This is a genomic window from Alteromonas sp. H39 (genome assembly GCF_047556435.1).
GTDB lineage: Bacteria > Pseudomonadota > Gammaproteobacteria > Enterobacterales > Alteromonadaceae > Alteromonas.
This window is the reverse complement of record NZ_CP180210.1, coordinates 2,253,068-2,269,515: the sequence shown is the minus strand read 5'-3', so window position 1 is coordinate 2,269,515 and position 16,448 is coordinate 2,253,068. Positions and strand designations below refer to the sequence as shown.

General features: G+C 47.3%; 8 protein-coding genes. All 8 read left to right on the top strand.

Features of this window, described 5'->3' with window-relative positions:
- Window positions 1-17 precede the first annotated feature (17 nt).
- Window positions 18-1,487: a Na+/H+ antiporter NhaC gene (nhaC, locus tag ACLBLI_RS10045; protein WP_414827486.1), complete on the top strand. Its 1,470-nt coding sequence runs from the start codon at window positions 18-20 to the stop codon at window positions 1,485-1,487.
- A 21-nt stretch (window positions 1,488-1,508) separates the two neighbouring features.
- Window positions 1,509-4,115, top strand: coding sequence for an aminopeptidase N (gene pepN / locus ACLBLI_RS10040; protein WP_414827485.1), 2,607 nt, complete (start codon window positions 1,509-1,511; stop codon window positions 4,113-4,115).
- The gene (locus tag ACLBLI_RS10035; RefSeq protein WP_414827484.1) at window positions 4,093-4,335 is read left to right on the top strand and encodes a DUF2835 family protein; all 243 of its coding nucleotides are present in this window, start codon (window positions 4,093-4,095) and stop codon (window positions 4,333-4,335) included. The genes pepN and ACLBLI_RS10035 overlap by 23 nt, the downstream gene beginning before the upstream one ends.
- Before the next feature lie 191 nt (window positions 4,336-4,526).
- Window positions 4,527-6,590 (top strand): DUF1302 domain-containing protein, encoded by a 2,064-nt coding sequence (locus ACLBLI_RS10030; protein ID WP_414827483.1) that lies wholly within the window; start codon window positions 4,527-4,529, stop codon window positions 6,588-6,590.
- 13 nt (window positions 6,591-6,603) lie between these two features.
- Entirely contained in the window at window positions 6,604-7,971 is a 1,368-nt protein-coding gene (locus ACLBLI_RS10025) for a DUF1329 domain-containing protein (RefSeq protein WP_414827482.1), read from the top strand.
- A gap of 79 nt (window positions 7,972-8,050) precedes the next feature.
- Window positions 8,051-9,085: a WD40/YVTN/BNR-like repeat-containing protein gene (locus tag ACLBLI_RS10020; protein WP_414827481.1), complete on the top strand. Its 1,035-nt coding sequence runs from the start codon at window positions 8,051-8,053 to the stop codon at window positions 9,083-9,085.
- A 7-nt stretch (window positions 9,086-9,092) separates the two neighbouring features.
- Window positions 9,093-11,420: an efflux RND transporter permease subunit gene (locus ACLBLI_RS10015; RefSeq protein WP_414827480.1), complete on the top strand. Its 2,328-nt coding sequence runs from the start codon at window positions 9,093-9,095 to the stop codon at window positions 11,418-11,420.
- Between the two features lie 176 nt (window positions 11,421-11,596).
- A complete protein-coding gene (locus tag ACLBLI_RS10010; RefSeq protein WP_414827479.1) occupies window positions 11,597-16,435 on the top strand; it encodes an NAD-glutamate dehydrogenase in 4,839 nt (1,612 codons plus the stop codon).
- Window positions 16,436-16,448: the final 13 nt, after the last annotated feature.

Here is a 16,448-nt window from a genome sequence, read left to right as displayed (position 1 = left end):
AGGATAGAATAATAACAATGAGTAAAACCATTAAAACGCCATCGCTCATAGATGCACTGATCCCTATTATCGCGCTTATCATTATGATGGGCGGCGCCGTCTATTTGTTCGGCGACAACTCTTCCTACGGTCCTAACCAAATTGCGCTTTTGCTGGGTATGGGAATGGCTGCCATCATCGGCATGAAAAACGGCCATAGCTGGAAAGCGATTGAAAAAGGTATTGTCAGTGGTATCTCCATGGCGCTAGGGGCGTGTCTAATCTTGCTGGCAGTAGGCTCACTTATCGGTACCTGGATGTTGTCAGGTACGGTCCCAACACTTATTTATTACGGCCTGGAGTTACTTAATCCGTCTTTTTTCTATGCGGCTACATGTCTTATTTGTGCCGTAGTTGCTATGAGTATTGGTAGTTCCTGGACTACCGCGGCAACAGTCGGTGTTGCGCTGATGGGCGTAGCAACCGGTATGGAGATGTCAGCAGCGATAACCGCTGGTGCGGTAATTTCTGGCTCGTACTTCGGTGACAAAATCTCGCCGTTGTCTGAAACTACAAACCTGGCTCCGGCAGTGGCGGGCACAGATTTGTTCGAACATATTCGTTACATGCTCTGGACAACAGTTCCGAGTTTTATCATTGCCTTAATTTTGTTTACCATTTTGGGCTTCAGTGAAGACGCTTCTGTGTCAGCCGGACGTATCGAGCAGATGCAGGCTTTACTCAATGATTCGTTTGATTTGGGGTGGTATCTGTTGGTGCCACTGGCTGTGCTGCTGACGCTGGCAATAAAAAAGATGCCGGCGTTTCCTGCAGTATCCATCGGCGCGATACTGGGTGGAATCTGGGCGCTGTTATTCCAACCGGAGGTCATTTCGGGCATGTCTAACCCAGACGATTCTGCAGCCATAGGCAGTATCAAGGTTGTCTGGAAAGCGCTGTACGATGGGGTAAATTTTTCCACCCCAGATGCCAACCTGAATGATTTATTATCTCGCGGTGGTATGTCTTCGATGCTAAATACAATCTGGCTGATTTTTTGTGCCATGTCTTTCGGGGCGGTATTGGAAAAAGTTGGGCTGTTGAAGCGGGCAGTCAGTGCAATCCTTCACGGCGCAAAGTCGGCTGGTGATATGATAAGCCGTACCATCCTGACCTGTATTGGCACCAATTTGGTAACCGCCGATCAATACATGGCGATCGTGATGCCTGGCCGAATGTATAAAGAAGAATTCGCTAAGCGCGGATTAGATCAACTAAACCTGTCGCGTAGTCTTGAGGATGGCGGAACCATTACGTCACCACTCATTCCATGGAATACATGTGGGGCTTATATGCACGGTGTGTTAATGGTGCATCCTTTTGAATACATCTTCTATGCGTTTTTCAACGTAATCAATCCTATTCTTGCTGTGATATACGCGTATCTGGGCGTTAAGATTCTCAGAATTGAGCCTCCTTATCAGAAAAATGAGGAAGAGCGCGCGTAGTTTTCTTTTACAGGAGCAACTATGTCAGTTCACGTTAAACGTCGGGCGGATTACCTTCCACCCGACTTCACAATTTCCTCGGTATCGTTATCTATATACCTTCACCCGACCAAAACACGGGTAGTCAGCGATTTAACTGTTGTAAGAAAAGGTGATAAGAAGGCGCCATTAGTACTGGATGGTGAAAAGCTTAATCTTATTTCAGTCGCAATAGACGGAAGAGTCGTTCCATCTCCTGTCATCGAAGAGAACTCACTGACACTAGAGTCTGTGCCCGATAACTTTAAACTGCATATCGAAACCGAAATCGATCCTGATAATAATCAGGCACTGGAAGGGCTGTATCGCTCAAACGGCGTGTACTGTACTCAGTGTGAGGCCGAAGGGTTCAGACGTATTACGTATTTTCTCGACAGGCCAGATGTACTTGCCACTTATCGGGTTACCCTTCACGGTGACAAATCAACATTGCCTACCATGCTGGCGAACGGCAACTTAATTGAGCAGGGAGATAATGGCGATGGCACACATTGGGTCACCTGGGAAGATCCCTTTCCTAAACCCAGCTATTTGTTTGCGGTCGTTGCCGGGGATTTTGACCAACTGACTGACACCTACACGACATCAAGTGGCAGAACTGTCGCATTGGAACTCTATGTAGATAAAGGAAAGCGGGATCGTGGACACTTCGCCCTGGAGTCGCTGAAACGTGCGATGAAGTGGGACGAGGACACCTTCGGCCTGGAATATGATCTCGATGTCTACATGATAGTTGCCGTAGATTTTTTCAATATGGGTGCAATGGAGAACAAAGGGCTGAATATTTTTAACAGCAAATTTGTTCTTGCTGACCAGCAGACAGCAACGGATGATGACTTTTTCAATGTCGAGTCTGTCATTGCCCACGAGTATTTTCACAACTGGACGGGCAATCGGGTTACCTGCCGGGACTGGTTTCAGCTTAGCCTGAAAGAGGGCCTGACGGTGTTCCGCGACCAGCAGTTTAGTGCTGATATGACATCTGAATTGAGCAACCGGATTAAGCACGTCCGGGTGATGCGTGAACATCAGTTCGCAGAAGATGCCAGTGCGATGAGCCATCCCATTCGTCCGGATGAAGTGATGGAGATGAATAACTTCTACACCGTCACCGTCTACGATAAAGGCGCTGAAGTTATTCGCATGTTCCATACGCTGCTGGGAGCTGACGGCTTTCGCAAAGGCATGGATGAATATTTCCGTCGCCATGATGGTCAGGCGGTGACCTGCGATGATTTTGTTGATGCCATGCAATTCGCTACCGACCGCGATCTTACTCAATTTTCACGCTGGTATAGTCAGTCAGGTACGCCTGTACTGAGCATTCATTCAGATTTCGATAAGAATACGCACACGCATACTTTTACATTAAGCCAGCATACGCCGCCAACTGCCGATCAGAAGGATAAGTCACCATTGGTCATCCCGGTTGGCATTGAGATACTTGATAGCGAAGGAAATCATTATACTGACGAGGAAGGTATTATTCAGAATAATATGTTGGTGCTGGAGAGGGAAAGTATTCAGTTCACTGTAAAATCATCAGCATCCTCACTCACCCCCGCGCTACTGGGTAATTTTTCTGCGCCGGCAAAAGTTCATAATTCGCTTTCTCCAGACGATTACCTAACCATTTTCCGCTTTGCAAATGACGACTTTAATCGTTGGGATGCGCTGCAACAGTTATATGACTGGTGTATTTCGCAATATCAGGAAGGAAAAGCTGAATTCGTGAGCGAAGCAATCTGGCAGGGCTTGCATCAGGTAATAGAAGCTGAGAAGGACAACAATGAGTTACTGGGTGAGTGCCTCGTCATCCCCAGTTTTGAGACGCTTTGTCAAACACGTACCGATATTGAAGTTGCGTCCCTGGTTTCAGCCCGTGAAGCTTTCTGTCAGGATTTTGCCAATAAATTGTCATCGCCACTGCTGGCCTTACTAGAGAGCACAGCGACTGGCGATTATCGTTATGATCAGCAGGCAGTGAATGCTCGTCGTTGCAAGAATGTCGTTCTCTCACATCTTGCCAGAGTAGAAAAGCATGACGCGTTGTGCGACGTGCATTTTCATCAGGCAGATAACATGACAGACACGCTCGGTGCTCTGAAAGCGGCGCAGTATGGAAATGCAAAACAGTTTTCATCACTGATGGAGGCGTTTGAAAATACCTGGAAGCATGATCCACTGGTTTTGGACAAATGGTTTGCGCTACATGCAACTCAGCCCAGAGAAGATATTCTGGCCCATATCAGCATGTTGAAGGAGCACCCCCAGTTCAGTATGGGAAATCCGAACCGGGTGAGAGCGCTGATCGGTAGCTTTGCCTTTTATAACAGCACCGGTTTTCATGCTGCTGATGGTAGCGGTTACAAGTTCGTTACCGACTACCTGTTAGCGCTTGATAAAACTAATCCGCAGGTAGCGGCGCGCATTGTGACACCGCTCACTCAGTGGCAACAGTTTGCCAGCAGCCACCAGGTTCAGATGAAGCAGCAATTATCCCGCTTGTTAAATCATAAGGGCCTTAGCAGGGATCTGTTTGAGAAGGTGAGTAAAAGTCTCGCTTATGACAAACATAACGCCGACTGATACGGTCTATCATTTTAACATTTCAGTGCCTTACCGGATGTGTGAGGCACTGTACCAAAACAACACGCCTGCGGTTGTGCTCACCGCAGATAACGGTTTGCGCGTTCAGGTTCCTACCTCAAGACTCCGCCATTTCGTTGGCTCTGATGGTGTTAAGGGCAGTTTTCGTATGGTGGTAGATCAAAAAAATAAAATTAAATCCTTTGAGCGTATCCGTTAATCTCCTGTTCAAATTTTATTCATGTTGCAAATTGTATGATTAACTCTATGAAAGAAAAGATTTTCTTTTAATTGTTAACTGGTACGATTAGTTCTTGCGATCCCGACAAAATGATGTAATCATTTTGTTAATCAATATGGTTGGTCTTTATGTCTGCGCAACCATTGCGCTGACTTGGGAGAATAAAAATTATGACAAACAGGCCTCGCGCGTTTAAAAAGTCGCCTATCGCTGCTGGAATTATTGCCTTATTCGGTGCAGCTTCACTGCCAGCATCCGCTGCCAGCTGGGACTTTGGAGATGTCAGCGTCACACTTGACTCAAACATCACCTTAGCGACAAGTATTCGAACTGAAGACAGGGATTTCGATCTGATCGGTAACAGTAACCATTTCCAGTTTGACTGGACAGGTTACAACGCTGCTACCAATGTCATTTATCCCAGCGCTGATGTATGGGCACTCTCCGATGGTGGCTACTCTACCAACGGTGACTTGGGCAACCTGGCGCACGATCCGGGTGACCCATTCTCTACGCAAATATCGGGTAACCATGAGTTAGATATTAACTTCGGTGACTACGGATTCTTCGCGCGTGGCTTCTGGTTTTATGACTTCGAGCAAATGAACAATGAGCGCGATTACGCAAACCCTATTACCGGGCAGCGTTATGACCTTTGTTCAGACCCAGAAGCAAAAGATTTACTTTGCCAGGACGTACGTCTGCTTGACGCATTTTTCTACGGTGACTGGTGGATTGGTAATAAGCCTCTGACTGTTCGCGTAGGTCAGCAGGTAATCAGCTGGGGTGAAAGTACCTTTATTCAACACGGTATCAATACCACGAACCCGGTTGATGTTACCCGTGCCCGTGCACCGGGTGCAGAATTAAAAGAAGTCTTTATTCCGGTAGGAATGGTATTCGCCTCTTTGGGTCTTACCGACACTGTCAGTATTTCTGGTTATTATCAATATGAGTGGGAGCGCAGCTGGTTGCCAGTAGGTGGAAGCTACTTTGCCACAAACGATTTCGCGGGCGAGGGTGGTCAGTCAAATAACGTACAACTAGGCTTCTCCGGTAACCCGGATATTGATCTGGACCACTTGTTAGCATCACTGAATGGTCTTGGCGACGCGCTGAGAGCCGGTGCCGACAGTTCACAGATTTCTCAGGCCTATCTGGCGTACCCAACAAAAGTTGCTATTCGAGGCTACTCGGATGATGCGCATGTAGATGCGGATGATCAGGGGCAGTATGGTATTCGCCTGACGTGGTTTGCGGAAATGCTGAATCAGTCTGAGCTCAGCTTCTACCATATTAATTATCACAGTCAGCGTCCTCTGATTTCTGGCCAAACGTCTGATTTTACTCCGCAGGGAATTGGTCAGGACTTGGCTTTCATTGCGCAAAACGAAGTGACAAAAAATAACATCACGCAGTTAGGCGCATTTACTGAAGCCAAGTTTTATTACCCTGAAGATATCAAGCTTTATGGCTTCAGCTTCAATACAAACGTTGGAACAACGGCCGTATCAGGTGAGTTTGCTTACCGTGTGGATGAGCCATTACAAATTGACGACGTAGAATTGCTGTATATGGGTATGCCGGAACAGCTGGCGAATGCTGGTTTACGTCCTGATCTGGAAGGTATTTCACAGCTTAACAACATTGGTCGTGCAGTTGGTCCTGGTGAGACAGCAGAAGGGTATTTGTTCTCAGATACCTGGCAGGCACAGTTCACCGCATCCCATGTATTTGGTCCGGCGTTCGGTTCAGATAACTTCATCCTGCTGGGTGAAGCGGGTTACGTAAACATCGTTGATTTCCCGGATCCTGACGTTATCCGACTGAATGCACCAGGCACATCACGTACACCTTCACTGGAACCCACAGCTGACGGGAATCCTCGTCCGGGATTACATGTTGGATTATCTGATGGCCCTGAAACCAACCCGTTTGCCACCGATGATGCGTGGGGATATCGTGTATTGGCAGTCGCAGATTTCAACAATATCTATTCTGGTATTAACTTGCGTACGAGAGCAACCTTCTCGCACGATGTAAGTGGTACAACACCTGATCCGTTGTTCCTGTTCACTGAAGATACGAAATCGGCAAGCATTGCCTTTACCTTTGACTACTTAAGCAAGTGGTCCGCAACAGCGTCTTATAGCGCGTTCTGGGGTGGTATCGGCACAACAAATGCGCTTGCAGACCGTGACTTCGTATCATTCAATATCAAGTATTCAATCTAATAGAGTGGTGTTTATGATTAGAAAAGTAGGAATTATCGCAGCCGCATTGTCACTGGCACTATCCGGTGCCAGTGTTATGGCGAAGGTCTCAGAAGATGAGGCGAATAAACTTGGAAACGAACTGACACCGCTGGGTGCCGAAAAGGCGGGAAACGCAGACGGTAGTATTCCTGCATGGACTGGTGGTATCACCGAGGCACCTTCAGGGTACTCAGTGGGCGATCACCACCCTGACCCGTATCCAAATGATAAAGTACTGTTTGAAATAACCGCACAGAACTATAAAGAATATGCTGACATGCTGTCTGAAGGGCAGAAAAAGCTATTCGAAGCGTATCCGGAAACGTTCCGTATGCCGGTATATGAAACCCGCCGTTCTGCTTCTAACCCTCAGGACATTTATGAGGCAACGAGAGCCAACGCGACTCGTGCCGAATTGCTTGACGGTGGTAACGGCATTAAAGGTGCTGCAGTAGGTATCCCATTCCCAATTCCGCAAAATGGTTTGGAAGCTATCTGGAATCACATTCTTCGCTATCGCGGTGAAGCGGTGCAGCGTAATGGTGGACAGGCAGCGGTAACATCCTCTGGTGACTATAACGTCATTGGTTTTGATGAACAGCTTCTTATCCAGTATGCGAAAGAAGGTGTAACGCCAGAGCAGTTGGTTGAAGACAATATTCTGTTCATGTTCAAGCAAAAAGTTACCGAGCCTGCACGTCTTGCCGGTACTGCACTGCTGGTACATGAAACGGTTGACCAGATTAAAGAGCCGCGTAAGGCATGGACATACAATACCGGTCAGCGTCGTGTGCGTCTTGCGCCAAACATTGCTTATGATACTCCGGGAACTGCCGCTGATGGCCTGCGTACCACGGATGATTTCGATATGTTTAACGGCTCGCCTAACCGCTACAACTGGGAGCTGAAAGGCAAAAAAGAAATGTTCATTGCTTACAACAACTACGCATTGCATAGTGATAACGTAAGTTATTCTGACATTCTTCAACCAAATCATATTAACCCTGATCTGACGCGTTGGGAGAAGCACCGCGTTTGGGTTGTTGAAGCCACGTTGAAAGAAGGTTTCCGTCACGTTTACCAGAAACGTGTATTCTTTATTGACGAAGACAGCTGGCAGATCCAGGTAGCTGATATGTACGACAACCGCGGTGAGCTGTATCGGGTTGGCGTAGCATACGGTATAAACTACTACGAAGTTCCTACACAATGGTCTACGCTTGACGTATATCACGACCTGAACTCTCGTCGCTATCTGGCGATTGGTCTGGACAACGAAGAAGGCATGTATGACTTCACCATCCGTCCTCAGGACCGCGAGTTTACCCCACAGGCATTAAGACGAGAAGGTATGCGTTAATTTGCCTGAGAGTAAGAAAACGGTTGGCAATGCCAACCGTTTTTGTATTAACTTCATAGTTTTAAGGAAGTTGTGAGATATGAAAAAAGCCTTTGCGGCATGTATTGCAGCATCAGTATTAAGCGTTAACGCCATGGCTGAACAAGCGTTTATGGCGCCGCTGGTCAAAGAGTCAGTGCTGCTGGACGTAGATGCCAGTGAGTACGTTGTGATTGTAGGGGAGCGAGGGCATATTCTTATTTCGTCGGATGGTGAAACATTCGAGCAAGTTGAGGTTCCAACGCAATCTACGCTCACTGCAACCACCATTCAGGGCGATAACGTCTGGGCAGTAGGTCACGATGCCGTTATTCTGTATTCGGCAGATCGTGGTAAAACCTGGGAAATTCAGAACTTTGAGCCTGATCTTCAGCGCCCCTTTCTTGATGTTGTCTTTTTTAACGAGCAGGAAGGGATCGCGGTAGGTGCATACGGACTTTTCTACAGAACCACTGATGGTGGCACCACCTGGAAATCAGAGCGTCACGCTAGTTTGCTTGCCCCCATGGATCGCGAATATCTTGAGGATATCAAAGAACAGGATCCTGATTTCTATCAGCAAGAACTGAACTCTATATTGCCACATATCAACCGTGTAACCCCACAGGACGGCATACTCTATTTAGCAGGTGAAGCGGGCTTACTGGCCTACAGTGAAAATGGCGGCCGTGAATGGGTGCGCTACGAAGTAGATTACACCGGCTCATTTTTTGATATTCGTCCACTTGATAATGAGACACTCCTCGCCGTAGGGTTACGGGGCAACATGTTTGTGATGCGTGATGATGCATGGGAATATGTGAACACCTGTTCAACCAGTACACTAAACTCAGTGTTTGTTGCAAGCGATGAGCGCGTGGTTGCTATGGGCAACAACGGTATGCTGGTTTCTGCAAAAAGGCCATTACCGGTGAGTGAGCACGATCCTTACGCATCAACGTCACGTTGTGAGCCTGCCAAAGGCATTAATACACGCCAGGTGGATGATAAAGCCGCGTTGTTAAACGCAGTGCAGTTTAAAGGCAATACCATCGCGGTATCCGCAAACGGCATTAAAATAATGAATTTGAAGTAAGAGAATTATGTCGAGAATCACTCAGGTTATCGAAAAGATCGTATTTTCCAACCGAAAGCTGGTCGTGGCCGTGTTTGCAATCGCCACGCTGTTTCTCGGTTATCAGGCTTCCCAGATGCGTCTTGATGCGGGTTTTGAAAAAAACATTCCGTTGAATCATGAATACATGAAGACTTACATGGAGCATCGTAAAGACTTCGGTGGTGCCAATAGTATTCTGGTGTCTGTATGCGACAAGAACGGCAATATTTACAATCAAAACTTTTTTGACACGCTAAAAAATGTGCACGATCAGCTGTTTTTTATAAATGGCGTAGACCGTTCATTAGTTGTGTCACTATTTTCACCATCCACCCGTTTCACCGAGATTGTTGAAGGCGGTTTTGCCGGGGGCCCGGTCATTCCCGCAGATTTTGACTCATCTAATCAGCGTGCGCTTGATTTAGTGGCTGCCAATGTTGAGAAAGCGAATATTGTTGGCAGGCAGGTATCCAGCGATTACTCCTGTGCGATGGTGACCGCGCAGTTACTGGAACTCGACCCGCAAACCGGAGAACCGCTCGACACGCTGGCCTTTGCTGCTGAACTCGAAGAGCAACTTCGAGGCCAGTATGAAAATGATGAAATTTCTATTCATATCATCGGTTTTGCAAAAATGATTGGTGATGTCGCAGATGGTGCCAAAGATGTCGTATTCTTCTTTGCCATCGCTATCGCGATAACCGCAATTATGGTGTTCTTCTTCTGTCGCAGCATCATGCTTACGGTACTGCCATTATTATGTTCCGTCATCGCGGTGGTGTGGCAGCTAGGCTTGCTGACATCGCTTGGTTTTGGCATGGATCCTATGTCGATTCTGGTACCGTTTCTGGTATTCGCAATAGGTGTAAGCCATGGCGTGCAGATGATCAATGCCGTGGAAAAACAAGCTGTCAAAGGGATTGGTGCAAAACGCGCCGCAATGGGTGCATTCCGTAACTTGCTGGTTCCTGGCGGAATTGCATTGTTGTCGGATACCGTAGGCTTTATGACGCTATTGGTGATTGATATCGGTATCATCCGGGAGCTTGCCATTACAGCAAGTTTAGGTGTTGCGGTTATCATCCTCACCAACCTGTTGTTGTTACCTGTGCTAATGAGCTTCCTGAAGCTCGACGAAGATTACGTGAGCAAGTTTGATGGCAAAGAGCGCAAATCTGAGGCGTTCTGGAACATCATTGCGGCATGCTCGCGGAAAGGTCCGGCTACAGTGATCCTGATTGTCACGGCAATTCTATTTGTTTTTGGCTATTACCAGTCTCATCAAATGAAAATTGGTGACTTGCATGCTGGTGCGCCGGCGTTACATGAGTCGTCACGGTATAACCAGGATACGTTTCTTATTACCGACAAATATGAAGTCACGGTAGATTACATATCGGTACTTGTAGAGACCACGCCAGAGGCGTGTACGTCACACAGTGTGATGAAAGCCATGGACGATTTTCAGTGGAAGATGGAAAACGTTAAGGGCGTGCAGTCATCGGTATCTCTGGCTTCGGTTGCGAAGGTAGTCAACGCCGGTTACAACGAAGGGAACGTGAAGTGGCAGGTATTACCACGCAATCAGCAGACACTGGTGCAGGCGATTTCTCGTGTACCAACCTCATCGGGTCTGCTAAACGGTAACTGCTCGGTGATGCCAATCATCCTGTTCATGGAAGATCACAAAGCCGAAACGATCTCTCGTGTGGTTGACGCCGTTAAAGATTATCGCACTGATTACGAGACGGATGACATGAAGTTTAGTCTGGCCTCTGGTCCCGTAGGCGTAATGGCTGCGACCAATGAAGCAGTGAAGGCGGCTCAAACGCCAATGATGATGTATGTATTTGGCGCCGTTATTGCGCTGTGTCTTATCAGCTTCCGCTCAATTCGTGCAACGTTGGTGGTGGTAATTCCGCTTTACGTTGTCTCTGTACTGGCGCAGGCGCTCATGACTTATCTGCAAATTGGACTGACCGTGTCTACGTTACCGGTAATCGCATTAGGCGTGGGTATTGGTGTGGATTATGGTATTTATATCCTGTCCACGAAAAGCATTGCGCTAAAACAGGGGGCCTCTGTTCAGGAAGCATATCTCGCCGCATTGAAAGAACGCGGGAGTGCGGTATTGTTTACCGGGATCACGTTGGCGATTGGCGTCAGTACCTGGGTATTCTCTTCACTGAAATTCCAAATGGATATGGGCATTCTGCTAACCTTTATGTTTGTCGTGAACATGTTAGGCGCCATTATTGTCCTACCTGCATTAGCTAGATTCCTGTGGTGGAAGCGAAACGACCAGGGTGCATAAAATTATTTTTGCATAGCTAATCAGAAAAAGGGGCCGTAAGGCCCTTTTTTTTGGGTGTTTTCTGCATACTTATCTATCCTGTTAATAATCCGTTAAAAAGGGGCTTTATAAGTCCCTCTAAATTAGCGAAAATACTCAGCGATACTCTGCACTTACGACAATTATAAGGTTTATACATGACAGTCACCTCACAGCGACACTCCGTTTTGCTAGAGAATGTATATTCACTCATCGACAAGAAGGTCGATGCCAATAAAAAATCTCTGGTTCAGCAATTTGGTCGCCTGTTATATAAGAATATTTCCAGTGACGATCTTGAGCACCGCAACGACAGCGACCTCTACGGTGCAACGCTGAGCCTGTGGAACGCGCTGGACAAATTCGATAGCCAATCACCCTATATCCGGGTTTTTAATCCTGAAATTGCTAAGCACGGCTGGCATTCAAGTCATACCATCGTTGAGATTATCGTTAACGACGTTCCTTTTCTGGTTGACTCCGTGCGAATGGCACTAAACAGGCTGGGAATTACTGCACACCTGTTTCTTCACAGCCCAATTTGGTTGAAGCGCGACAAGGCAGGGCAGATAAGTGATTTTATCGATCCGAGTGAAAAAGATAAGGACACGGTTAAGCAAACTGTGTTGTTTATTGAAATCGACCGCCAGACCGCGAAAAAAGATCTCGACAGCCTTAAAAAAGAACTGTTTTCTGTGGTTGATGAAGTCAGTCTTGCTGTGCAGGACTGGCAGCAAATGACAGATAAGTTGCATGCTGTTACCAAAGAGGCCAGTAAACTTAACTGGCCAGTTGATAGCAGCGAAACAAAACAAACCAAGCAATTTTTAGATTGGCTGGCAGATCACAATTTCACCCTGATGGGATACCGTTACTACGACGTTAAAGCCATCGAAGGGGACCATCGCTGGATCCCTGCTAATGATAGCAGCCTCGGCCTGATGAAAAACTCAATCAGCGATCGTGAGCGCCTGATTTCAAAACTGCCGGCGTCAGCCAGGGCCGAGGCGTTAAGCGACAATCCGCTGATCCTGACGAAAACAAACAGTCGCTCGCGGGTGCATCGTCCTGCCTACATGGATTATGTTGGTGTAAAAGTGTTTAATAAAGACGGACAGGTTGTCGGAGAACATCGCTTCTTGGGATTATATTCCGCGTCTTTTTACAACCAAAGCGCCACTCAGTTACCTATCCTGCGAGAGAAAATTCAACGCATAACGGATTTATCTGGTTTCGAGCCTGGGACCCACGCGTATAAGGCGTTCGTGAACATTGTAGAAACTTACCCGCGTGACGAGTTACTACAAACCCCGGCTGCAGAGCTTGCACAAATCGTTATGGGCATTTTCCAAATGCAGGAGCGGGGGATTTCCCGGCTGTTTATCCGCAAAGACACCTTTGGCCGTTTCTTCTCCTGTATGGTGTTTGTACCCAGGGAGCGTTACAACACCCAGCTTCGAAAAGAAACACAGGAACTGCTTAAGAAGTCACTTAACGCAGATGGTGAAGTGGAATTTACCACTTTCTTTTCTGAGTCTGTGTATGCTCGCACGCACTACATTGCGCGGGTGAAAGACAATAATGCGGAATACGACGTGAAAGAAATCGAAAAAAATATTATAGAGCTTACCAAAACCTGGAACGACCGACTTGCCGCGGCAATTACTGCGGCCCACGGAGAAGCAAACGGTAAAGCCCTTGAGCGCAAATATACCAACGCCTTTTCGCGCAGTTATACCGATCACAATTTACCTAGTGCCGCGCTTGTCGACATAGGTAAACTTGAGCTTCTCAGTGATGAGCATACGCTGGATATGCTGTTTTATCGTCCGCAGGAAGAACAGGCAGACAGCCAGGTTGTAAAACTGAAATTGTTTCATCGTGCTGAGCCTATCCATTTGTCTGACGTGTTACCGATGTTAGAGAACTTTGGGTTACGCGTAATTGACGAGAGCCCTTATAAAGTCACGTGCGCAGAAGGTGAACGCAATTGGATCATGGATTTCTCCATGCTTCACAAAAGCGGTCAGCATTTCGATATGGAAACGGCGCAGGTGCTGTTTCAGGATGCGTTTGCTAAGGTCTGGTACAACGCGTTGGAAGATGATGCGTTTAACCGCCTGATTCTGGGGGCGGGTCTTACTGGGCGTAAGGTGACTATCTTGCGAGCGTATGCCAAGTACATGCGCCAGACGGGCAGTTCCTTTAGCCGTGATTATATTGCTAATACACTGGCTAACTATCCAGATATTGCACGTTTGCTGGTTGATTTCTTTGAACAACGTTTCAACCCGTTCAAGAAGCGCACGCAGAAAAAACAAGACGCCATCTTAGAAGAGATTAAGGTGCAACTGGATAACGTATCTAACCTGGATGACGATCGTATCATTCGCCGTTATCTGGATATGATGAGTGCGACGTTGCGTACTAACTTCTATCAGACAGACAGTGAAAATAACGAGAAGAGCTACGTCTCGTTTAAAATGATGCCTGAACTGATCCCAGACATGCCACTACCGCTGCCTAAATTTGAAGTCTTTGTTTACTCACCGAAGGTGGAAGGTGTTCATCTTCGTGGTGGTAAGGTTGCCCGTGGCGGACTTCGTTGGTCAGACCGTCAGGAGGACTTCCGTACAGAAGTACTGGGTCTGGTAAAAGCGCAGCAAGTAAAAAATACGGTTATCGTACCGGTTGGCGCTAAAGGTGGATTTGTCTGTAAACAATTACCTGTAGGGGAAGGGCGCGAAGCCATTCAGGCCGAAGGGCAGGCGTGTTATCGCACGTTTATACGTAGCTTGCTGGATATAACAGATAACATCGTAGACGGTGAAATTGTGCCGCCTAAAGATGTCGTTCGTCTCGATGAGGATGACCCATACCTGGTTGTTGCTGCGGATAAAGGCACCGCGACTTTCTCTGATATTGCCAATAGTATTTCCAATGAATACCACTTCTGGCTTGGTGATGCTTTTGCTTCAGGTGGCAGCATCGGTTATGACCACAAGAAAATGGGAATTACCGCACGTGGTGCCTGGGAGTCCGTTAAGCGACACTTCCGCGAAATCGGTATTGACTGTCAGACGACAGATTTTACCTGTGTTGGTATTGGCGACATGGCCGGCGATGTCTTTGGTAACGGCATGTTGCTGTCCAAACACACGCGCCTGGTTGCTGCGTTTAACCATTTGCACATTTTCTTCGACCCGAACCCGGATGCTGAGTCAAGCTACAAAGAACGTCAGCGCCTGTTTGAGAATCCGCGTTTGAGCTGGGAAGATTATGACAGCAAACTGATTTCTAAAGGCGGTGGTATTTTTAACCGCTCGGCCAAGTCAATTAAGCTCACACCAGAGATGAAGAAGTGGTTGGGTACTCGCCAGGTCACCATGACGCCAAACGAGCTTATTCACAACATTTTGAAAATGCCGGTCGACCTCATCTGGAACGGTGGTATCGGAACCTACATTAAGAGTAAGAAAGAAAGTCACTCGGAAGTTGGTGATCGTGCGAACGATGACTTACGGGTAAATGGCCGAGATGTTCAGGCTAAAATCGTGGGTGAGGGCGGTAACCTTGGCCTGACCCAGCTTGGGCGTGTTGAATATGCGTCTGTAGGTGGCCGCGTTAACACTGACTTTGTCGACAACGTTGGCGGCGTAGATTGTTCGGATAATGAAGTTAATATCAAGATCCTGCTAAACAGCTTGGTAAACAAGGGCGATCTTACCGTCAAACAACGTAACAACCTGCTTTACGATATGACGGATGATGTATCACGGATCGTGCTGCACGATTGTTACCGTCAGACACAATCGATTTCAATTACCGAAATGGCTGGGGTTAATCAACTTAAAGAGCAACTGCGGTTTATCCATGGCCTTGAGCGTGAAGGTTTCTTAAACCGTGAGCTGGAATTCATCCCCAGCGACGATGAAATTTCAGATCGCGTTGCGTCAAATCGTGGTTTAACCCGCCCTGAGCTGAGCGTGTTAATTGCATACGGTAAAATGGTATTAAAGGATGCGCTGAATATTCCTGAGATAACCCAGAACCCGTTCCACGGCAAACTGCTGGTTGAGGCCTTCCCACCGGTTTTACGTGAGAAGTTTGCCGCGCAAATGGAAGAACATCCATTACGAGGCGAAATTATCGCAACCAAGTTAACCAATAACATGGTTAACGATATGGGCCTGAATTTTGTCTTCCGTATGCAGGAAGAAACTGGCGCTACGGTAGATGAAATCGCCAATGCCTATGCCATCGTGAAAGGTATCTTCAACATCAATTCGCTGTGGAAGCGCATTGAAGAGCTGGATAACGTGATCCCGGCTCGTCTGCAACTAGAGATGCTGGAGGCTGCTCGCCGCACAATGCGACGTTCCGCACGCTGGTATATTCGCCATGGCAATAAATCGCTGGGCGTAGAAGAAGCTATCGCAAGTTATCGCGATACGTTCGATAATCTGTCCCGTAACCTTGAGCATTATCTGGTTGAGGGTGAGTACGCGCAACTTGAGGAGAAAACCAGTCGTTACGTCAAGGCGGGTGTGCCGGCGGATATCGCTTATCAGGTAGCCAGCTTCTCGAATATGTTCTCCAGTCTTGATCTTGCACAAATTAACGAAAGTGATGAGCACGAAACATCAGTGATTGCCAAGCTTTACTTCCAGTTAGGCTCGAGACTTGAATTGCACTGGTTCCTGGACCAAATCACCAACCAGGCCGTCAGTAACCACTGGCAGGCATTGGCCAGAGCCTCTTATCGTGAGGAGCTGGATTGGCAGCAACGCTCAATTACAGCCAATTTGTTGCACTCAAGACCAGATGCAACAGATGCTGATGAAATCCTGAATACCTGGATTGACAGTAACGAGACGCTGTTAAAACGCTGGTATCACATGATGTCAGAGTTCAAAACCAGCTCTACCCATGAATTTGCCAAGTTTTCTGTGGCTTTACGTGAATTGATGCTTTTAAGCGTTAAGTCGAACCATTAGAATACGCACATTC

Bases quoted from the DNA above. Each gene is read 5' to 3' on its own strand.
- nhaC (WP_414827486.1), top strand. From the start codon at position 18: ATGAGTAAAACCATTAAAACGCCATCGCTCATAGATGCACTGATCCCT.
- pepN (WP_414827485.1), top strand. From the start codon at position 1,509: ATGTCAGTTCACGTTAAACGTCGGGCGGATTACCTTCCACCCGACTTC.
- ACLBLI_RS10035 (WP_414827484.1), top strand. From the start codon at position 4,093: ATGACAAACATAACGCCGACTGATACGGTCTATCATTTTAACATTTCA.
- ACLBLI_RS10030 (WP_414827483.1), top strand. From the start codon at position 4,527: ATGACAAACAGGCCTCGCGCGTTTAAAAAGTCGCCTATCGCTGCTGGA.
- ACLBLI_RS10025 (WP_414827482.1), top strand. From the start codon at position 6,604: ATGATTAGAAAAGTAGGAATTATCGCAGCCGCATTGTCACTGGCACTA.
- ACLBLI_RS10020 (WP_414827481.1), top strand. From the start codon at position 8,051: ATGAAAAAAGCCTTTGCGGCATGTATTGCAGCATCAGTATTAAGCGTT.
- ACLBLI_RS10015 (WP_414827480.1), top strand. From the start codon at position 9,093: ATGTCGAGAATCACTCAGGTTATCGAAAAGATCGTATTTTCCAACCGA.
- ACLBLI_RS10010 (WP_414827479.1), top strand. From the start codon at position 11,597: ATGACAGTCACCTCACAGCGACACTCCGTTTTGCTAGAGAATGTATAT.